The organism is Halorubrum halophilum (genome assembly GCF_000739595.1).
Classification (GTDB): Archaea; Halobacteriota; Halobacteria; order Halobacteriales; family Haloferacaceae; genus Halorubrum; species Halorubrum halophilum.
In genome coordinates this window covers 59009-78507 of sequence record NZ_BBJP01000002.1, presented here as the reverse complement: position 1 = coordinate 78507, position 19499 = coordinate 59009, and the positions used below count along the sequence as shown (strand labels likewise).

Below are 19499 nucleotides of genomic sequence, written 5' to 3'. Positions count from 1 at the left end.
CTCAAGACAGCGCGATCGCCGCGGAGCAGACGATCGCGACCGCGAGAACGTGCCCCACGACCGCGCCGAGGAGGACCGGTTCTTCGAGCAGAAACGGGACGAGGGTCAGTTGGATCGCCGAGAACGCGATGTTCTCCGCGTCAAGCCGCCTAACTCTCGAAGTCGCCTCCGGCGGGAGATCGACGTGGACCGCGCGCCACAGCGCGACGACCGCGCTCCACCACGAGGTGCCGATCCGGTAGGTGAGGTCCCAGAGGATCAACAGCGTGAGATAGACCACCGGAATCGGCGGGTTCGGGCCGAACAGCCGGTCGATCAGCGCGCCGTCCCATGCGATCATGTACGTGATCAGAGCGATGAACGCCAGCACGCCGAGAACGATCTCGATGCTCGACCCGAACAGCAGCCGCTTGTGGGTCGCCGGCGTCGGAAGCCGGCGGTTGATCGCGCCGAGCCGGTGCATCTCGACGCTGCCGACGGCGGCCACCGCGACGGCGACGGTCCCGGCGACGACCGCGTCCCACAGACCGTAGTACCAGCCGAGCGCCACCACGCCGACCTCGAACAGGACGAACTGGATCGCGACCGCGAGCCTCCGAGAGATGTCGAGTCCGGGAATACCGCCGACGAGGCTCTCGTACACCCACGTCTCGCCGTAGTTGCGGCTCACGACCGGGGCGCCCCCGGTCCGATCTCCGCCGACCGAGCCGCTTCCGACTGATTCATCTCGTCGATCGCCCGCGCGACCGCGACCTCGAACGGCGTCTGGTCGATCGGCACGAGGTCGCGGATCCGGTCGTCCTCGACGATCACGGTGTTGCGGAGCCCCTCAACCAGCGACCGCGCGAGGTAGGGGTTCACGTCGGTCACGAGCCGGAGCCACTTCGCCGACAGTTCGGGGCTCAACACCGGAACCCGAATGATCCGCAGCCTGTGACCGAGCTGGCGGCGCGTCCGGCGGAGTATCTCCGCGTACGTCAGCACGTTCGGGCCGCCGATCTCGAAGGTGTCGCTGGCGGTCGCCGGCTCTTCGAGCGTCCCGACGAGGTACCCGACCACGTCGTCGATCGCGATCGGCTGACAGAGGGTGTCGACCCACTTCGGCGTGGTCATCACCGGGAGCCGGCTCGCGAGCCCGTGAATGACCTCGAAGCTCGCGCTGCCGGCGCCGACGATGATCGCCGCCCGCAGCGTCGTGAGCGCTGGGTCGCCCGTCCCGAGGATCCGTTCGACCTCGCGGCGGGACTTGAGGTGTTCGGAGAGGTCCTCGCGGTCCTCGCCGAGCCCGCCGAGGTAGACGATCCGGTCGGTGCCCGCGGCCGACGCCGCCTCGACGAAGTTCTGAGCGCAGTTGCGGTCCCGCTCCTCGTACCCCGGACCGCCGTCCATCGAGTGGACGAGGTAGTAGGCGGCGTCGACGGGCTCGCCGTCGATCTCGAACGCGGGCGGTAAGCTGTCGGGTTCGAGGAGGTCTCCCTCGACCACGCGAACGCCCGCGGGGGGAGCGTAGCCGTCGGCGTCGCGGACGAGCGCGACCACCTCGTGGCCCCGGTCGAGGAGCGCCGGGATGAGCCGACTGCCGACGAATCCGGTGGCGCCGGTGACGAGCACGCGCATACGGATCCCACGGACGGGGCGACCATAAGGGTCCGCCACGGCGGGACGGTCGGTCGCGGCGGGTGGCTGCGGTCGCGGCCGATCCCTCTCCCGACCGATCGTTAAAAGGCGTCGCGCGTGAGTCGTGACCACATGCACGCAGGCGAGTTCGAGGCGGTTCGCGGGGTTCCGGACCTGTACGTTCACGATACCGGGATGTACGACACCAACGAGTACGGGGCCGTGTACGTGTACGACGCCGAACGACCGGTCGTGATCGACACCGGCACGGGGGCGAACCGCGAGACGCTTTTCGAGACCATAGACGAGATCGGGATCGAACGCGAGGAGCTGGCGTGGATCCTCGCCACGCACGCCCACCTCGACCACGCGGGCGGGGCGGGACACCTCGCCGAGCGCTACCCGAACGCCGAGGTCCGCGTTCCCGAGAAGGGGGTCCGACACCTCGTCGACCCGGGCGCGCTCGTCGCGGGCACGAAGTCGGCCGTGCAGGACCAGTGGCAGTACTACGACGAGCCCGCACCGGTCCCCGATGACCGCATCGCGGGGATCGCCGAGGGGGACCGGATCGACCTGGGCGACCGCGAGCTCGTCGTCCACGACGCCCCGGGGCACGCTCCGCACCACGCGTTCTACCACGATCCCGACGCCGACGTCGTCTTCACCGCCGACGCCGCCGGGATCTACGTCCCCGAAGTGGACACTGTTCGCCCCACGTCGCCGCCGCCGCAGTTCGACCTCGACCAGTGTCTCAGGGACCTCTCGGCGATCGAGGAGCTCGACCCGGAGTACCTCTGTTTCGGCCACTTCGGGCCGCGCGAGTACGAGCCGTCGCTGATCGGCGAGGCGAAGCGGGCGTACGTCGAGTGGGTCGAGGCGGTCCGAGAGAAGCGCGAGGCGCTCGGCGACGACGAGGCCGTCGTCGAGCACTTCGAGGAGGCGAGCCGAGACGTTGAGTTCTGGAACCCGGAGCGCGCGCGGGCCGACGCGAGCCTGAACTCGCGCGGCGTGTTGACGTACCTCGATCGCGTCGAGGAGGAGTCGGAGGAGTAGGGGCGACGCCGCGGAGAGTCCGGCCCCCGACGGAAACCTCCTAAACCCCGCGTCGCCTAGCCGTGCCCATAGATGGGCATCTTCGACACGATCCGCGCCGTGCTCGGGACGAGCGCCGAGACGGACGCGACCCGCGAGGCCGACCCCGAGGACCTCTTCGGGATGTCGACCGCGTACATGACGATGGAGGCCGATCTCGGCTACGACCACTGCGGGGAGGCCGCGCTATGCTTCTCCGGCGTCGACAGCACCCGGTTCGACGACGCGGTGGAGACGGTCGAGGCCATCCTGGAGGCCGGCGAGATCGACACCGGAACCGGGTTCCACCGGCACGAAGACGACCACGGCTACCAGTGGTTCGTGCTGGAGGACGACGACCCCGAGGACCTGGTGACGAGCGTCCACTTCGCGGCCGACCAGTTCATCGAGGAAGGGTTCGGCTCCCGCCTGCTCGCGGCCGTCTTCGGCTTCGAGCGCGACGGTACCGACGCCTACTGGATCTACTCGTTCAGGCGCGGTGCGTACTACCCCTTCTCGCCGAAGGGGACGAGCGACCGGAACCAACAGGTCGAGTTCAAGCTCCAGTCCGTCCTCGACGGGGAGCTCGGGCTCGAAGACGACGAGTCGTACTGGTACCCGTTGTGGCCCGACGAGCCGGGAAACCACCCGTGGGAGTGATCCGATGAGCGCGACGGAGAGGGGTTCGGACCGAGAGTACGCCGGGCGCGACGCCTCGCGGAAGCGTCTCCTCCGGGCGGTGGCCGCACAGACCGCGGCGCTGAGCGCGGCCGTCCACTTCCTGTGGGCGTGGCCGCGGCTCGGCGAGCCGGCCGACGCGCGCCCCTACGTGTTCCTGCTCGGCGGGGTGTTCACGGTCGCCGTCGCGGTCGCGACGCTGCGCGCGGACGAGTACCGGCGGCTGTACGCGCTCGGCGCCGGGACCCTCGCCGCGTTCCTCGTCGGCTACGCGGGGTGGCACGGCGGCGGGACCGCGCCGGCGCTCGCGAGCGATCCGCTGGCGATCGTCGGCAAGGGCGCGGAGGTCGTCGGGATCGTCGCATTCCTCGCGCTGTACCGGTTCGCGCCGCCGACAGGCGTCGTGGTCGAACGGCGGAAGGAGGCCGCAGGCGGAAGCGAACCTACGGGAGAGGACGAGGACGTGCGCGAATGACCGACACGTACCTGACGGTCGAGGAGTCCGCGACGGCGACGTTCGAGGTGCAGGGTTCGGAGTTCCTCGGACACGTCGCGCCGGCCGACACGGTGGATGCGGCCGAGGCGTTCGTCGAACGCGTTCGGACCGAGTACGACGACGCGACCCACAACGTGCCGGCGTACCGGGTTCCCGCGGGCGAGGCCTCGGCCCGGACACCCGGCAGCGAGGTCATGCTCCGAGAGTACTCCTCTGACGACGGGGAACCGACCGGCTCGGCGGGGAAGCCGGCGCTCAACGTGCTCCAGCAGCGCGAGATCCGGAACGTCGTCGCGGTAGTGACCCGGTACTACGGCGGGACGAACCTCGGCGTCGGCGGGCTCGCACGCGCCTACTCGCGGGCGGTGAAGGACGGAGTCGACGAGGCGGGCGTGATCGAGGAACGGCCGCACCGCCGACTGGTCGTGGAGACCGCCTACGACGACTCGGGGACCGTCCGGGGCGTGATCGAGTCGTCGGGCGTCGAGTTCGACGCCGACTACGAGGAGCGCGTGCGGTTCGCGCTTCGGGTGCCCGTGGCCGAGGTGGAGTCGCTCGTGGAGCGGCTCAACAGCGCGACCAGCGGTCGCGTGGAGATCGATCGGTAGCGCGACGGGACCGAGCACCCGCGCGGACTGCCCTTGGTCACGAGATTACGAGAACTTCCTGACAGTCATCTCAAGGGTGTCCAGATCGAGGATCGGCGCGTAGCCGGCGTCGGGGTCGATATTGACGGACTTCTGGAAGTCGGTCTGGGCCTGCCAGCAGCCGGAGTTGACGGCGAGTACGTTGTGGTACTTCCCCCAGCCGAGCTTGTGGACGTGGCCGGTGTGGAACACGTCGGGCACGTCCTCGATGACGAGGTAGTCTCGCTCCTCCGGCGCGACGCGGGTGTGACCGCCGAACTGCGGGGCGACGTGCCGTTTCTTCAGGAGCTGGTACATCGCCTTGTGCGGCTCGTCGTAGCTCGCCTTCTCCTCGGGAAGCTCCGCGATCACCTCGTCGAGCGAGACGCCGTGGTACATCAGCACGTCGACGCCCTCGACGGTGACGGTCGCGGGGTTCGAGACGATCTGCGCGTCGTGGACGTCCATGATGGAACGGATCTCGTCGTTGAACCCGGGCTGGGGCTCCGCGAGCCGGACCGCGTCGTGGTTGCCCGGGATCATCACGATCTCGGTGTCGGCCGGGACCTCCTTGAGGTGCTCCGCGAACGCCTCGTACTGGTCGTAGATGTCGACGATCTCCAGCTCCTCGTCCTGGTTCGGGTAGACGCCGACGCCCTCAACCATGTCGCCGGCGAGGAGCAGGTACTCGACCGGCTCGGCCTCGGGCGTGTGGAGCCAGTCGGTGAACCGGTGCCACGCGTCGGCCATGAACTCGTCGCTGCCGACGTGGATATCGGAGATCAATGCGGCCTGGACGTGGCGGTCGGCCGCCCCGGTCCGGTGGGTGCGGGGAACGTCGGGGAAGTGGAGGGAGTCGGCGAAGAGGATGCCGGAGTCGTCGGCGAGCGTCCCCTCGACGGCGAGGCACTCGTCCATCAGGATCTCGTCGACGAGGTCGGCGAGGCCCTTGTCCTTCATTACGAGAGCCGGGAAGGTCCCTGTCGTGTCCTCCAGCTCGACGAGCCAGTGACCGGATTTGGTGGAGCGCACGTCGTTGACGAGGCCGATCATCGCGGCGTCGCTCCCGCCCGGCATCTCCGCGATCGCTTCGGCAGGCCGGTGGTTGACGCGGCCGCGGAGCACTTTCGAGAGCCGCTCGTAGCGGTCGCGGAACGTTCGGACGAAGTCGCCGTACTCCCCGGTTCCGGTGCTTCGACCGGTCATGTCGTTGCCGATCTCTAGCTCGCGGAGGTCGGGATCGTGGTGGGGTGCGCTGTCGGTGTTGCGGTTTGAGTCGGATCGAAGAGTAGAGGAATACCCCTCCGTTTCGACTGGAGATCGGTCTTTCGTGGCCTCAGAAGGCGATATGTCGCCGTTTCGAGTTGGAGGGGATTCGTGGGTCGACTCGGCGGCCGGAACGGTCGAGTCGGACTCGGAATCAGTCGGATCGGGGCCGGAACTGGTCGGACCGGTACCGGAAGCGGATCGGTCGTTCGTGACGGCGCGGACGTGGTCGGAGGTGATACGGAGGGCGTCGTCCGGGGCGCGGTCGACGACCGATTCGACGGCGGTGGCGGAGTCGGGCGCGCTCGCCAAGAGGGTGATCGCCTCGCGTTCGGCGTTGTATCCGTGTCTGGCGAGCTCCTTCGCGATCCGGGCGTTCGACTCCAGCGGCACGACATCCGAAACGGGAGGGCGGCTCAAAACGGTTCCGGAGCCCGGCTTCCCCGAACCAACGACGACCGGGACCCGGAAGCTTATGACCGAAACCCGTCAAGCCGAACGTAATGGACGAAGGGGATCGGTCGGGCAGCGACGAACTCGACCGGGAGACCGGGTCGGCGGACAGCGATACCGGGAACAGCGATCCCGTCGGTGACGATCCCACCGCCAGCGACGATCCGGAAGGCGGTGATCCGGACGACACGGGGGGTGACGATTCGGCCGGGAACGATTTCGATGACGGTTTTGACGACGACTCCGCCGGTACCGAGGCGTCCGAGGGGGACAGCGGCAACGACGTCGATGAGGCAGTCTCTGAGGGGGGCGTCGCGTCGTCCGGTGAGTCGGGTGTCGAGACGGGTTCTGAATCAGATACTTCGGACGGCGCCGGGAGGTCGGGGAGACAGACCGAACGAGCCGCCGAGAATCGGGTCGAAACCGGTCGATCAGGGGGAGAAACGAGCCGAGATCGAACCGAATCGAACCCAGGCCTAAGCGCTTCCGACCAGGGGATTCTGTACCGTTTCCGCCACGACAGGGAGGGACCGTTGATGTGGATCCGAGAAATGCTTTCCAGCGTTGCCATCGTCCTCGTGATCGGCCTAGTCCTGTTCGGCGTCAGCGGGGTATGGCCGCCGATGGTTGCGGTCGAGTCCGGGAGCATGGAGCCGAACATGGAGGTCGGCGACCTCGTCTTCGTCACGGATCCGGGGCGGCTCGCTCCCGACGCCGCGGACAACGACATCGGCGTCGTGACCCACGAAGTCGGCGAGAGGGCCGATTATCGGACGTTCGGGTCCTACGGCTCGGTAGTGATCTACCGACCGCCCGGGAGAACCGCCTCGCCGATCATTCACCGAGCCATGTTTCACGTGGAGGAGGGCGAGAACTGGTACGACCGCGCCGACGATCGGTACCACAGCGCCGCCGACTGCGGCGAGCTCACTCACTGTCCCGCACCCCACGACGGGTTCATCACGCTCGGTGACAACAACGGCGCGTACGATCAGGCGAACGGCCTCGCCGCGCCGGTCAAGGCCGACTGGGTGACCGGGGTCGCGCGGGTCCGCGTGCCGTATCTCGGCTACGTTCGACTGATCGCGACCGGACAGGCCGAGCCGGGTGACGTGGTGGCGACGAGTGTCGCTATTCAGGCAAGAGAGATCGGCGTCAACGAGGTCAGTGATTGGGGTGCTTTTAACGAGAATCCCACGGTTCCTGACGCGAAGGCCACTGTTTCGGGTGGAGATGTGGCTGCGGGCACGATAAGATAAACAGAAAGCGGCCGTGTCAGTTGTCGAACCGGGCCTGAACGAACGGCTGCGCGTTCTCGATGTCTCCGAGGCGGGAGTCCGAGAGGAGGACGGCTTCGGTCTCCTCGACGGGAACCGATAGCCCCATCTCCTTCGTACGGCCATAGCGTCCCTTCGAGACGACGACGGCGTTGACGATTCCGAGCATGTCGAGCTCGCTGATGAGGTCGGTGACGCGGCGCTGCGTGAGCACGTCGGCGTCGATCTCCTCGCAGAGCCGCTTGTAGATGTTGAACACCTCACCGGTGTTGATGTTGTGCACGCCGTTCTTCTCCAAGAGGATGACCGCGAACAGCACGATCTTGCTCTGAGTCGGGAGGGTACGGACGACCTCGACGACACGGTCGAGCTCGATCTTGTCTTGTGCCTGCCGGACGTGTTTCTCGGCGACGATCTCGGCCTGCGAGCGCTCGGCGAGTTCGCCCGCGGTCCGAAGCAGATCGAGCGCGCGGCGGGCGTCTCCGTGTTCCTGCGCGGCGAACGCCGCACAGAGGGGGATGACGTCGTCGGTGAGCGCGTCCTGCTTGAACGAGATGTCGGCGCGGTGCTGGAGGATATCCCGGAGCTGGTTCGCGTCGTACGGTGGGAAGACGATCTCCTCCTCGCCGAGGCTGGACTTGACGCGAGGGTCGAGGAAGTCGGTGAACTTCAGATCGTTCGAGATCCCCATGATCGAGATGCGCGAGCGGTCGAGTTCCGAGTTCATCCGCGAGAGGTTGTAGAGCGTGTCGTCCCCGCTCTTCTCGACGAGCTTGTCGATCTCGTCGAGCATGATCACGACCACGCGCTCGTGGTAGTCGACTGCCTCGAAGAAGGTCGAGTAGACGCGGTCGGTGGGCCAGCCGGTCATCGGGACCTCCTCCATCTCCTCGGCGTCGGTTTCGAGTTCGTCGATCCGCGCGTCGAGATCGTCGAGGGTCGCGAACTCGGTGTCGGCGAGGGCGCTCGGATCGTCGACCGCGTCGGAGCGAAGTTGGCGGCATCGGTCGAGTCGGTCCGCGATGACCGTCTGGTTCTTCTCGATGAAGGTGTTCGCAAGTTGTGCGAGGACGCGGTACTGGGTGTCCGTTACCTCGCAGTTGATGTACTCGACCTCGCAGGGGACGTCGTACTTCTGTGAGGTGGACTCGAGTTCTTGCGAGACGAACTTCGCGGAAGCCGTCTTCCCCGTTCCAGTCTTGCCGTAGATGAGGATGTTCGAGGGCGTTTCCCCGCGCAGCGCGGAGACGAGGATCGTCGCCATCCGATTGATCTGGTCGTTACGGTGGGGAAGCTCGTGGGGGGTGTAGGAGGGGCGGAGAACCTCCTTGTTCTCGAATATCGGCTCCCCGGAGAGCAGGTCGTCGAACAGACCTTGGTTCTCGTCGTCATCGTCGAGAACCACGCCGTCGAAGTCGACATCGGTAGACGACCGGTCTCGGCCCCCGCTTCCGACATCGATGTTCGTCGAGACATCGTCGACGTCCGTCGAAACATCGTCAATATCCGCCGAAACGTCGGTCAGGGAGTCTGATTCTGACCCAGAGTCTAAGCCGGAATCTGCCGGCCCTGACTGAGCCGAGCCCGTTTGGGAGGTCGAGCGATCGGATGGCGGCGATGAGTCAGACGATGCCGGATCGTCGAGATCAGCGTCAGTCTCGTCAGCGTCAGTCTCGTCAGCGTCATCAGTGTCATCCGTTTCGGACTGATCTCCGGCGATCCCGCTGTCGTCTGCCGATTCACCGGTATGCGGTGTGTTCTCTCCTTTGTCCATTGGAACCCCTCTGTTTCAGGTGGAAGTCGCGTTCGAAACAACGATAGATGTCGTGTTCCGGCCTGAAACATCGATATTCGACTGGGTGTCTGGTCGAATACGTCCAGTTGATGCAGTCGAACCAGATGAAGAGGGGGAACAAAAGTGTTACTCTCCGGACCCGAAACGCACCGTATCGATCTGGGTTAACGATAGAGTCGGCAGCGGGAGCGCGACGAACAAATCGAAAGAGTAGCTGGTGAGACCCGATCAGAACGTGGGAGATCAAGTGAGAGATCAGAGCAGCAGTCGAAGTGATGGTAGTAGTCGAAGTGATAGCTGACGGTACACGTTGGACGGGAAACGGAGGTGTTGTTTCCCGACTCAGGCGCGGATAAACGGGACGAAATTTACTCGTCCTACTACTTCGGACGCACGTTGCTTTGGGTACACGTCGATTCCGTTTCGGTGTCACGCGAGCGGTGTCGATCATTCGACCGGATCCTCGATTCGTCATTTCTGAATCTCGTTCTCTTTTAGCTCCTTTGACCCCCCCACCCCTTCGTTTCGGGTGGAACTCGAATTTGGTGGGGGAGGGGGTAGAGAGGATTGTATTATATATCGGTGGTTTTATTATACTATGAATAAAACAGTGCCCTCGACAATCCCCTATATATTATTTCATTGTTGTTGGTTAATATAGTATGTGGGAAGTAGCTTAACATTAAGATCCGACTCACTGTCGGCCGTCCCCACCCCCGCACCGATGACAGTCTCCAGTCGAAACAAAGGGGTGGGGGAGGAGTGAGTCCAACGTCATAGACACGAGAAAGGTGAACCGCCTCGGGATCAGGCACCGAAGCACTCGCCTTGCTTATCTGCGACCCGCGGAACGATCGAGGAAGCAGAAGGACGACCGGATGAATAGGCGGGTATCGACTTGTGGGATACCACAGCTCTCTTCTCCGATCTTCGACGCCGGCGTCCGAACCGCTAATAATACATAAATAAGATCGAGTAAGTGTGTGCCAGATATCTCACGCGTTAACAACTACACGACCCGAATATTGCCAAATCAACCATGTCTGACGCAGTTCTTAAGTGAGAGGGGCGTGGATTCTATCTTAATTCCCCGAACACACGCTGGATACGCGGTCTCGGGCGTTACCACACCGCACAGAGTGTCCGGGAGAGAACACAGGACTGGAGGTCAGGATGGGACTGCTCACGAATCTTAAAGACAGCATATCACGGGTCACCGACGGGCTGTTCGCGGCCGACGAACCCAAGCGGATCGGGATCTACGGGCCGCCGAACGCCGGAAAGACGACCCTCGCGAATCGGATCGCACGCGACTGGACGGGTGACGCCGTCGGGCCGGAGAGCCACATTCCACACGAAACCCGCCGGGCGCGCCGGAAGGAGAACGTGGAGATCGAGCGCAACGGGCGCAAGGTCACTATCGACATCGTCGACACGCCGGGCGTGACGACGAAGGTCGACTACAAAGAGTTCCTCGACCACGACATGGACAAAGACGACGCGGTCCGTCGGTCGCGCGAGGCGACCGAGGGCGTCGCGGAGGCGATGCACTGGCTCCGCGAGGACGTCGACGGCGTCATCTACGTGCTCGACTCCACGACCGATCCGTTCACGCAGGTGAACACCATGCTCATCGGGATCATCGAGTCGCAGGATCTTCCCGCGCTCATCCTCGCGAACAAGACGGACCTCCCCGGATCGGACGTCCAGCAGATCGCGAACGCCTTCCCGCAACACGAGACGATCCCGCTGTCGGCGCTGGAGGGCGACAACATGGACGAAGTGTACACGAAGATCGCGGAGTACTTCGGATAATGCCGGGCCCAACCCCAGACGTCGACGACGACACCCCCTCCGACGACTCCGACGACGGGGTCCGGATCGACATGATCAGCGGGGCCCGGATGGACGGACTCACCGGGATGGAGAAGATCCGGCTCATCCTCGACGGGGTCCGCGACGGCAACATCGTCATCCTCGAAGAAGGGCTCTCTCCGGACGAGGAGTCGAAGCTCATCGAGGTGACGATGACCGAGATCAGCCCCGACGACTTCACCGGTATCGAGATCGAGACGTACCCGAAGGCGGAGGCGGGCGATCAGAGCTTCCTCGACAAGCTCATGGGCCGCGAGTCGACCCAGAAGCTCACCGTTATCGGGCCGGCCAACCAGATCGAGACCCTACATAAAGACGAGAATCTCATCAGCACGCTCGTCTCCCGCAAGTAAATGCCACACCAGTGTACCACCTGCGGTCGGACGTTCCCCGACGGCTCCAAGGAGATGCTCTCCGGGTGCCCGGACTGCGGGGGGAACAAGTTCCAATTTAAGCCGGCCAGCGAGACGACCGACGAGCAGCCGTCGCCGGGCGGGTCCCAGTCGTCTTCCGCCGACCGCCGGCCCGCCACGGACAGCCGGCCGGCCGCCGGTGACGACGACGCCACCGCTGCCGACGACGCCTCCACTCCCGACTCCCAACAGCCCGAGTCCCGGTCCCCGGATGCCGGGTCTCGGACCCCGGACGCAGAATCCCGGACCTCAGACGCGGAATCCCGGACCCCTGACGATCAGGTCGCGGACGCGAACCGGTCTGACTCGGAGCACGTCCGCGAGCGGACCGAAGAGGATGTCGCGCAAGCGAGCGCGCGCTCGGACGTCGTCTCGCCCGACGAACTCGATCGGGCGAGCCGAGACGTCGAAACCGATTCCCCTGCCACCGAGCCCGGTCCGGACACACCGACCGATACGGAGGGCCCGCGCCCCGATATCGACGACCTCCGCGACGAGCTTAACGAGCAGTTCGAGAGCATCCGGATCGTGAGCCCCGGAAAGTACGAGCTCAATCTCATGGAGCTGTACGACCGACAGGAGTACATCATCTCGCTCCAGGAAGACGGCCGATACGTCATCGAGATGCCGGACGCGTGGGGCATCTCCGACGAATAGTCTGCGCTTACCTCCCGTTAACCGTCCTGTACTCACTGACGACGCTGTCCGATTCTTCTCCCCGTCCACCGCAAACAGATCGCTCGATCGAAATACGTCGGGTATCGCCTCTGTTCACGAACGATCTGAATCGTCTGGCGACCCTTGTCGAAGAAGACACAGTTATGCGGCTTCCTCCGTTACGGGCGCCCATGTCTACCGATCACACTCTCAGTGTAGGGTCTCGTTCGCTCTCTCTTTCGAGTCGACCGGCCGACGGCGAGGTGGCCGTATGCGCGTAGTCGCCAAGTTCGGCGGCACGAGCCTCGGAAGTGGCGACCGGATCGAGCGCGCGGCGGACTCGGTCGCGAACGCGGTCGCGGCGGGCCACGAGATCGCGGTCGTCGCGAGCGCGATGGGGTCGACCACCGACGACCTCCTCGACGACATCACCTTCGAGACGGACGACGCCGACCGCGCCGAGATCGTTTCGATGGGCGAGCGCACCAGCGTCCGAATGCTGAAGGCCGCGCTGTCGGTCCGCGACGTCGACGCCGTCTTCCTCGAACCCGGCCATCCGGACTGGCCCGTCGTCACGAACGAACTCGGCGAGGTCGACGTCGAGGAGACGAAGAAGCGCGCGCGGAAGATCGCCGCCGAGATGGACGGCGTCGTGCCAATCATCACCGGCTTCCTCGCGGAGGACCACGACGGGAACGTCACGACGCTCGGACGCGGGGGGTCCGACACCACCGCGGTCATGCTTGGCAACTACATGGACGCCGACGAGGTCGTGATCGTCACTGACGTCGAAGGCGTGATGACCGGGGACCCGCGCGTGGTCGAAGGCGCGCGCAACGTCGGGCGGATCACCGTCGACGAGCTGCGCAACCTTTCGTTCCGCGGCGCGGAGGTCGTCGCCCCGTCGGCGCTCTCGTACAAGGACGAGGACCTCGCTGTCAGGGTCGTCCACTACCAGCACGGCGACTTACTCAGGGGCGGCACCCGGATCGAGGGCGAGTTCGAGAGCCTGATCGACATGCGCGAGGAGCCGCTCGCGTGTCTCACGATCGCGGGCCGCGCGATCCGGAACCGCGCGGGAATCCTCTCGCAGCTCGCGAACGCGCTCCGCGAGGAGGAGATCAACATCGACGCGGTCGCGTCCGGGATGGACTCGGTCACCTTCTACGTCGATGTCGACCTCGCCGAGACGGCCGAGGCGTTGCTCCACGAGGCCGTCGTCGACGACGAGGCGCTCTCCTCGGTGACCGTCGCCGACCCGATCGCGGTCATCCGGGTGACCGGCGGCGAGCTCCCGAACCAGTCCGGCGTCATCCAGGAGATAATCGCGCCGCTCGCTGAGGACGGGATCAACATCATCGACCTGATCACGAGCGCGACCTCCGTCGCGGTGTTCGTCGACTGGGACGACCGGGAAGACGCGCTCGAAATCGTGCAGGGCCGGTTTGACTGACTCGGCTGACTCGATTGGCTGTCCGATTCGGCTGACTCGATTGGCTGTCCGATTCGGCTGAACCGACGACATCGAGTCCTCTCTTCGCCGCCTTTCTACCCGTCCAACTCCTCGAACTCGATCCGATACCGGGTCGTCCGTCGCCCCTCGAACCGCGGTCCGCTCCCCGAGGCCGTGAACCCCGACGCCTCGATCACGTCGCTCGTCTCCTCGTCGTTCGGGACGACGACCTCGACCCCCATTCCCTCCCGACGCGCGAACCGTCGGGGCTCTTCGAAGAGCCGCTCGATCGTCGAGCCGCTCCCGTCGAAGTCGGTCACGTGAACGGTCCCGTCGCGAACGTCGAACGCGACGAACCCGAGCACCCCCTCCTCGTCTTCTTCCACCGCAACCCGGACCGACCGGTCGTGGATCGTGTTTCTCACGACCTCCCGCGGTCGATCGGTCACCGTGGCTAGCGCCTCGGCGTCGGATTCGAGCGCGTCACGGATTCGCATACTACGCGTATCCGGCGGTCACGTATAAAATCGATGTCGGTGTCGCGGAATCCCTTCGACGGGGCCCGATCGTCGCTTCGCCGAAAAATACAGCTTTAAACGACGGGCGGACCCAGAAACTCCATGAGCAAATCCACCAAGATCGTCGTCGGTACGATCGGCGTTTCGGCCGCCCTGTCGGTCCTCATCATTCTCTCGTACGTCTTCGCCTGATGTTCTCGACCCGTCCGCTCGACGACGACCTCGACGCGGTTCGTGAGGCCCATGCGCCGGGATCGCCGGTGCTCGACGTCGACGCGGACTTCGAGACGCTCCCCCCGGCCTCAGCGGAAGACCTCGGACTGTTCGCCGACGGGCTCTCGCCCGCGTCGTTTCCGGTCGAGTGGCTCCCCGACGAGGTCCCAGATCTGCTCCGCAAGTACGCCGGCCCGACCTTCACGGTGGGGCTCCCGGGAGACGGCACCGTCGTCAGAACGACCCAGACCGATCCCCAGACGGTCCTCGTCAAACACCGGGCGGAGGGGACGCCCGACGATTTCCTCGCGTTCCTGATCGCGGACCGGCTGGTCCAGATCGGCGTCGAGCCGACGCCGGGATCGCTACCCGAGGGGGTTCCGGACTCGACCCTCCCCGAGAGCTTCCTCCCCTTTTTCGGCGAGCGCTACCGCGACCTCGACGCCGCGATCCGACACCCCGACCCCGACACGGGCGCGTCCACGACCGGGCTGGGCCCCAGCGACGTCTTCCAGATCGCGGCCGCGTTGTTCGACGCGTGGGTCGGGCTGTACACCCGCAACACCTTCGCGTCGTGGGAGGGGACTCACCCCCGGCTGTTCGACGCGTGGGCCGACGCCGGTGACAGCCTCGAAGGGCGGCTCGGCGAGCTCGCGGGCGAGGTCGCTCGCGGCGAGACCGACTTCGCGAGCGCGACCGAGTATGCCTGTTCGGCAGTCCGTCACGGGCTCGACCTGCCCGCGCCGTTCGCCGCGCTCGACACCGCGGCGTACCGCGACCGCGGCGCTCCCTACGCGGTGGCGTGGGCGGAGAAGACGGTGGCGTCGATGGTCGACGCCGCGGAGTAGTCGGGTAGCCGGTAGTCGGCGGTCGGAAAGGCCTTCCTCACACGTCGACGGTCACGTTCCCGTCGCCGTCGAGTTCGATGACGCCCTCGAACAGGTCTCGGAACCGGTCCAGCGTCGCGACCTCGTGGACCTCCTCGGAGAGGTGGAAGATGCCGACCGCGTCGTGCTCGTCGAGGAGGTCGAGGATGTCCGCGGCGGCCTCGTACACCGCGTCGTCGTCGGCGTAGTACGCCATCTCCGTGAGCGAGTCCACGGAGACGCGGCGCTTCCCCTCGTGTTCGGTGAGGAACCGCTCCACTCGGTCGACGACCCCGTCGAGGTCGTCCGGCGCGGAGACGTAGTACACGTCGTCGGAGGTTCGGCGGGAGTACCCACGTTCGACGGAGAGCGTGTCGAGGATGGTCGCCTTCGTCTCGTCGACGTCGTAGTACTCCAGCTTCTGCTCGACCTCGCGCGCGGTGGTTCGGGTGGAGACGACGAGGAACGCGTCGGTGTCGGTCTTCAGGAAGTCAGTGTCGATCCGGTCGGTCTCGCCGATGCTCGGGTGAACGAGGAGGAGCCCGGTTCCGCCGGGGATCGTTTCCGGCCCGTTCTCGATGGCGAGCGAGTAGTCCATGGGATCGAGAAACCGCCCGACCGACTTAACGATGCGGGCAACGGCGGTCGAAGCGGGAAACGGCGGTCGGACGCCGTCCACTTCCACCGACCGGCGCTCTCCCGGCCGGTTTTTTCACCGTCCCCTCCGTCGACACGGTCGATGCCCGGCCACGACACCGCCCGCGACGTCTACCGGCAGGCGCTCCCGGTGATCCTCGTCAGTCTGGTCGCGGGGCTGTTCTCCGGGACGATCCTCGGATCGGAGACGATGCGGGCCGGTATCTCGGAGGTCCCCGGCCTCCTTCTCCTCCTCCCGGCGTTTCTCGCTACTCGCGGGGGCGTCTACGGCTCCCTCGGCGCCCGCCTCTCGACGGGACTCCACCAGGGGCTCATCGAGCCGCGTTTTCGACTTGATCGCCGGCTCACCAACGCGATCCTCGCCTCCTTCATCAACGGGATGACCGTCTCGGTGTTCATCGCGGTGATCACGTTCCTCTGGCTGCGCCTCTTCGGGAACGAGGGGAACCTGTTCGAACTGGTCGGGATCATGGTCGTCGCCGGCTTCCTCTCGGCGGTGCTCATGATCTCGGTGCTGATCGCGGTCATCTTCGTCGGCTACCGGCGCGGGCTCGACCCCGACAACGTGATCGGCCCCGTCGTGACGACGCTCGGCGACGTGTTCGGGATCTTCTTCCTCCTCGTGGGAATCTACGTCGTGGGGGCCGTACTGTGAGTTCCAACGGATCCGGAGGCGAGCACGGCGGGAACCGTGACGGCGAGTACGTCGACGAGTGGTCGATCCGCCGGATCGTCAGGACGATGATCCCGCTGTTGGCCGCGCTGTCGGTGCTCCAGCTCGTCTCCGGAAGCGTCCTCGAAACGTACGAGGAGACGCTCGTGGCGAATCCCGCGCTCCTCGTGTTGGTGCCGGTCCAGATCGGGACCGCGGGCAACCTCGCGTCGATCACCTGCTCGCGGCTCACCACCCAGCTCTACCTCGGGACGTACGAGCTGGACCCGTCCAACCCGGACCTCCGCGCCAACGTCGGCGCGGTGTTCGCGCTCGCGGGGACCGTCTTCGGGGCGGTCGGCGTCGCCGCGTGGGGGATCGGCGTCGCGCTCGGGGGGAGCCTCGGTCTCGGGCGGGTGCTGCTCGTCTCGCTCGTCTCGGGGATGCTGCTCGCCGTCCTCGTCGTCGTCGCCAGCGTCGCCGCGGTCGAGGTGTCGTACCGCGTCGGGCTCAACCCCGACGACACGACCATCCCTGTCGTCACGAACCTCTGTGACGTCGCCGGCGTGCTCATCCTCTTTGCGGTCGTCTCGGTGGTCGTTTGAGCCGGCCGTTCTCAGTTCGCGTTTGCGACGGCCGACGCCCTCAGAACACGCTGTCGGCGGTCGCGGCGCCGACCACGCTGAACACCGCGCCGACGGAGATCGCCTTAAACGTCGTCCCCCACAGCTCGGCGCCGACCACGCCCGCCTCGACCAGGAAGGTGCCGGGCGCGTCGAAAAGCAGCGCGAGGACGGCCACGGAGCCGAACGCGACGATCATCAGCGAGACGAATCGGACCGGGATCCCGGCGACCTCCCGCTCGTCGTCCGGGTCGCGATCGGTGTCCGCTCGGTAGAGCGCCGCGTAGCCGATCAGCCCGACGACGCCGGCGGTCAGAACCGCCTGCAGCCAGCTCATGCTGGCCGCCAGCACCCACACCTCCTCGGTGACGACGAACGGGCCCGCGAGGAGGAACCCGCCGACCGCCTGCTGCGCGGAGTCCGCGATCCGGAACTTCGGGCGACGGAGGCTCCGCGGTCGCTTCATACTCCCCGAAGCGGTACCGGCCGATATAACGGCGACGCTTTTCACCCGCCGGGCCGTTCGCCCGCGTATGAGCGTTCGCGAGGAGTTCGACGAGTGGGCGGCGGCGGGGAAGGACCGCGGCATGGAGGACCGACACTGGCACACCGCCAAACACGTCCTCGCGCGGATGCCGGTCGAGGAAGGCGACGCCGTCCTCGATCTGGGCACCGGCTCCGGCTACGCGCTCCGCGCGCTCCGCGAGCGGGGGATCGGCCGGGCCTACGGGCTCGACGGCGCGCCGGAGATGGCGCGCAACGCCCGGAGCTACACCGACGACGACGCGGTCGGCTTCCTCGTCGGCGACTTCGACGCGCTCCCCTTCGCCGACGACTCGCTCGACCACGTCTTCTCGATGGAGGCGTTCTACTACGCGGCCGACCCGCACAACACGCTCCGAGAGATTCGGCGCGTGCTGAAGCCCGGGGGCACCTTCTACTGCGCGGTCAACTACTTCGCGGAGAGCGAAGAGACCCACGCGTGGCAGGACAACATCTCGGTCGACATGACGCTGTGGAGCCGCGCGGAGTACCGCGAGGCGTTCCAGGAGGCGGGGCTGTACGTCGCCGCACAGGACGCCGTCCCGGACCGGGAGATCGAGATTCCGGGCGCCTCGGCGTTCCCGACCGACGACTGGGACTCCCGCGAGGCGATGGTCGATCGGTATCGGACGTGGGGGACGCTTCTGACCGTCGGCGTCGCGCCCTGACTCGATCGGTTCTTTATAAGTAATACGTGATCGTCGCTGTCGGCGGAGCGGCGGCGGTCAGTTCGGATTTGACAGCTGTTCGTTTAGTCGTGCTGATGAAACACTAATATGAAAGCAGCCAACTATACATACTCGAGAATACCAGAACCTGATGGAAGAGTTCCACACGAAGGCTCATATCGATGAGTACGTGCTTGAGAGAGATGATGTAGGAACGTTCACAGCATCTGACGAGCGTCTCACGTACGCTCAACCGGAAGATGAGTCTCCGACGTCTATTCCTCTGACGGAGATCAAGACGATCCAGTTTGAACGAAACACAACCCTCCACCATATGAGATTCCTCGGAGTGTGCTCTGTAGTCGTCGCGTTCATTCTCACGGGCATACCGACTGCCAGTATATATCTAAACGGTCTTCCCGCAACTCAAACTGAGGTGCTGATTCTCGGATTCGTCTACCTTTTCGCTATCGGGGCTTGGTCCACAGCGTATGACTACCTCAGCGTCGGAAACCACGACGTCATCGACTTGTATATCCGCACTGCCGATGAGGCCCACGTCGTCTGCGGATCGGTTGACGATACGGAGTTCGTTCACGCGTGCGAACAACTGATTGATTCGGATATCGCAACAACAAATCAGAACTCGAAGCTCACATCCAAGATCTCGTGACGGCCTCGAAAGCCATTGTTGATCGCTTATAAATGGCTGACTATAGATCGACGGTGAGAACTTCCAAATCCCCAGCCGGTGAGGCGGGCGCACGTTCGTTGCGCGTTTCAGTCGCTCACCCCGTTCGCTCCTTCCAGTGCTTCCGTCGTCATCAGAACGCTTCGCGTTCTGATTGGCTCACGAGAGCTCTGCTCTCGTGAACGCCTGCGCCCGCCTCACCGGCTGCCCGTTTGAGTCCCACCCACGCGCAACCACACAGCACCTCACACCTCCCCAGCCTCGTCGGACCGGCGCATCTGCGCCGGTCCGACTCCCTCGCGGGCTCCTCGCGCCCTTGGGGCGCTCGGAGGCGCGCCACCGCCTCGTTCATTTATAAGTATCCTCTCACCCCTGGCGATCCCTTTTAAGC

At 65.5% G+C, this 19499-nt stretch carries 22 protein-coding genes; 15 read left to right on the top strand and 7 right to left on the bottom strand.

Going from position 1 to position 19499, the window contains the following annotated elements; all coding sequences use genetic code 11:
* Position 1 precedes the first annotated feature (1 nt).
* Complete coding sequence (locus tag ACP96_RS00785; RefSeq protein ID WP_050031744.1) at positions 2-670, bottom strand: DUF7530 family protein; 669 nt, start codon at positions 668-670, stop codon at positions 2-4.
* Entirely contained in the window at positions 667-1617 is a 951-nt protein-coding gene (locus ACP96_RS00780) for an NAD(P)H-binding protein (RefSeq protein WP_050031743.1), read from the bottom strand. The genes ACP96_RS00785 and ACP96_RS00780 overlap by 4 nt, the downstream gene beginning before the upstream one ends.
* 132 nt (positions 1618-1749) lie before the next feature.
* Between ACP96_RS00780 and ACP96_RS00775 the strand changes: the two genes are divergently transcribed.
* The 4 genes from ACP96_RS00775 to ACP96_RS00760 all read left to right on the top strand — a co-directional run bounded on the left by ACP96_RS00775 (position 1750) and on the right by ACP96_RS00760 (position 4470).
* Positions 1750-2670, top strand: a complete 921-nt coding sequence (locus ACP96_RS00775) for an MBL fold metallo-hydrolase (protein ID WP_050024887.1) — start codon at positions 1750-1752, stop codon at positions 2668-2670.
* A gap of 72 nt (positions 2671-2742) precedes the next feature.
* Positions 2743-3348, top strand: coding sequence for a PspA-associated protein PspAB (pspAB, locus tag ACP96_RS00770; protein WP_050031742.1), 606 nt, complete (start codon positions 2743-2745; stop codon positions 3346-3348).
* 4 nt (positions 3349-3352) lie between these two features.
* Complete coding sequence (locus ACP96_RS00765; RefSeq protein ID WP_050031741.1) at positions 3353-3841, top strand: hypothetical protein; 489 nt, start codon at positions 3353-3355, stop codon at positions 3839-3841.
* Positions 3838-4470, top strand: a complete 633-nt coding sequence (locus tag ACP96_RS00760; protein ID WP_050031740.1) for an IMPACT family protein — start codon at positions 3838-3840, stop codon at positions 4468-4470. Before ACP96_RS00765 ends, ACP96_RS00760 begins: the two co-directional genes overlap by 4 nt.
* Positions 4471-4515: 45 nt before the next feature.
* Here the strand turns inward: ACP96_RS00760 and ACP96_RS00755 are convergent, their stop codons facing one another.
* Positions 4516-6147 carry a DNA-directed DNA polymerase II small subunit gene (locus ACP96_RS00755; protein ID WP_050031739.1) on the bottom strand — a complete coding sequence of 544 codons (1632 nt, stop codon included), beginning with the start codon at positions 6145-6147 and terminating at the stop codon, positions 4516-4518.
* Between the two features lie 110 nt (positions 6148-6257).
* Here ACP96_RS00755 and ACP96_RS00750 point away from each other — a divergent pair, with 110 nt between their 5' ends.
* Entirely contained in the window at positions 6258-7466 is a 1209-nt protein-coding gene (locus ACP96_RS00750; RefSeq protein WP_050031737.1) for a S26 family signal peptidase, read from the top strand.
* Positions 7467-7482: 16 nt separating this feature from the next.
* On the opposite strand, the gene ACP96_RS00745 is transcribed toward ACP96_RS00750, so the two are convergent.
* Positions 7483-9258: a Cdc6/Cdc18 family protein gene (locus tag ACP96_RS00745; RefSeq protein ID WP_050031736.1), complete on the bottom strand. Its 1776-nt coding sequence runs from the start codon at positions 9256-9258 to the stop codon at positions 7483-7485.
* Between the two features lie 1194 nt (positions 9259-10452).
* Here ACP96_RS00745 and ACP96_RS00740 point away from each other — a divergent pair.
* The 4 genes from ACP96_RS00740 to ACP96_RS00725 all read left to right on the top strand — a co-directional run bounded on the left by ACP96_RS00740 (position 10453) and on the right by ACP96_RS00725 (position 13677).
* Complete coding sequence (locus ACP96_RS00740) at positions 10453-11094, top strand: Era-like GTP-binding protein (RefSeq protein WP_050024898.1); 642 nt, start codon at positions 10453-10455, stop codon at positions 11092-11094.
* Positions 11094-11507, top strand: coding sequence for a DUF2073 domain-containing protein (locus tag ACP96_RS00735; protein ID WP_050031735.1), 414 nt, complete (start codon positions 11094-11096; stop codon positions 11505-11507). The genes ACP96_RS00740 and ACP96_RS00735 overlap by 1 nt, the downstream gene beginning before the upstream one ends.
* A complete protein-coding gene (locus ACP96_RS00730; protein ID WP_050031734.1) occupies positions 11508-12224 on the top strand; it encodes an OapC/ArvC family zinc-ribbon domain-containing protein in 717 nt (238 codons plus the stop codon).
* Positions 12225-12495: 271 nt separating this feature from the next.
* Positions 12496-13677 (top strand): aspartate kinase, encoded by a 1182-nt coding sequence (locus tag ACP96_RS00725; protein ID WP_050031733.1) that lies wholly within the window; start codon positions 12496-12498, stop codon positions 13675-13677.
* Positions 13678-13772: 95 nt separating this feature from the next.
* Here the strand turns inward: ACP96_RS00725 and ACP96_RS00720 are convergent, their stop codons facing one another.
* On the bottom strand, positions 13773-14174 hold the full coding sequence (locus ACP96_RS00720) for a hypothetical protein (RefSeq protein ID WP_050024908.1): 402 nt from the start codon (positions 14172-14174) through the stop codon (positions 13773-13775).
* 123 nt (positions 14175-14297) lie between these two features.
* On the opposite strand from ACP96_RS00720, the gene ACP96_RS19980 reads away from it, so the two are divergent.
* Both ACP96_RS19980 and ACP96_RS00715 read left to right on the top strand, forming a co-directional pair.
* Positions 14298-14387, top strand: coding sequence for a hypothetical protein (locus ACP96_RS19980; RefSeq protein WP_449272009.1), 90 nt, complete (start codon positions 14298-14300; stop codon positions 14385-14387).
* Positions 14387-15256, top strand: coding sequence for a DUF7089 family protein (locus tag ACP96_RS00715; RefSeq protein ID WP_050031732.1), 870 nt, complete (start codon positions 14387-14389; stop codon positions 15254-15256). Before ACP96_RS19980 ends, ACP96_RS00715 begins: the two co-directional genes overlap by 1 nt.
* A gap of 37 nt (positions 15257-15293) precedes the next feature.
* Here the strand turns inward: ACP96_RS00715 and ACP96_RS00710 are convergent, their stop codons facing one another.
* The gene (locus ACP96_RS00710; protein ID WP_050024923.1) at positions 15294-15872 is read right to left on the bottom strand and encodes a DUF7090 family protein; all 579 of its coding nucleotides are present in this window, start codon (positions 15870-15872) and stop codon (positions 15294-15296) included.
* Positions 15873-16013: 141 nt separating this feature from the next.
* On the opposite strand from ACP96_RS00710, the gene ACP96_RS00705 reads away from it, so the two are divergent.
* Positions 16014-16586 carry a magnesium transporter gene (locus ACP96_RS00705; RefSeq protein WP_050024911.1) on the top strand — a complete coding sequence of 191 codons (573 nt, stop codon included), beginning with the start codon at positions 16014-16016 and terminating at the stop codon, positions 16584-16586.
* A gap of 86 nt (positions 16587-16672) precedes the next feature.
* Positions 16673-17188: a magnesium transporter gene (locus tag ACP96_RS00700; protein ID WP_050024926.1), complete on the top strand. Its 516-nt coding sequence runs from the start codon at positions 16673-16675 to the stop codon at positions 17186-17188.
* A gap of 40 nt (positions 17189-17228) precedes the next feature.
* Here the strand turns inward: ACP96_RS00700 and ACP96_RS00695 are convergent, their stop codons facing one another.
* Positions 17229-17672, bottom strand: a complete 444-nt coding sequence (locus ACP96_RS00695; RefSeq protein WP_050024913.1) for a DUF2391 family protein — start codon at positions 17670-17672, stop codon at positions 17229-17231.
* Between the two features lie 67 nt (positions 17673-17739).
* Here ACP96_RS00695 and ACP96_RS00690 point away from each other — a divergent pair, with 67 nt between their 5' ends.
* Together ACP96_RS00690 and ACP96_RS00685 are read left to right on the top strand one after the other, a co-directional pair.
* Positions 17740-18417 carry a class I SAM-dependent methyltransferase gene (locus ACP96_RS00690; protein ID WP_050031731.1) on the top strand — a complete coding sequence of 226 codons (678 nt, stop codon included), beginning with the start codon at positions 17740-17742 and terminating at the stop codon, positions 18415-18417.
* A gap of 151 nt (positions 18418-18568) precedes the next feature.
* Positions 18569-19090, top strand: coding sequence for a hypothetical protein (locus tag ACP96_RS00685; RefSeq protein WP_050031730.1), 522 nt, complete (start codon positions 18569-18571; stop codon positions 19088-19090).
* The last annotated feature ends 409 nt before the right edge of the window (positions 19091-19499 follow it).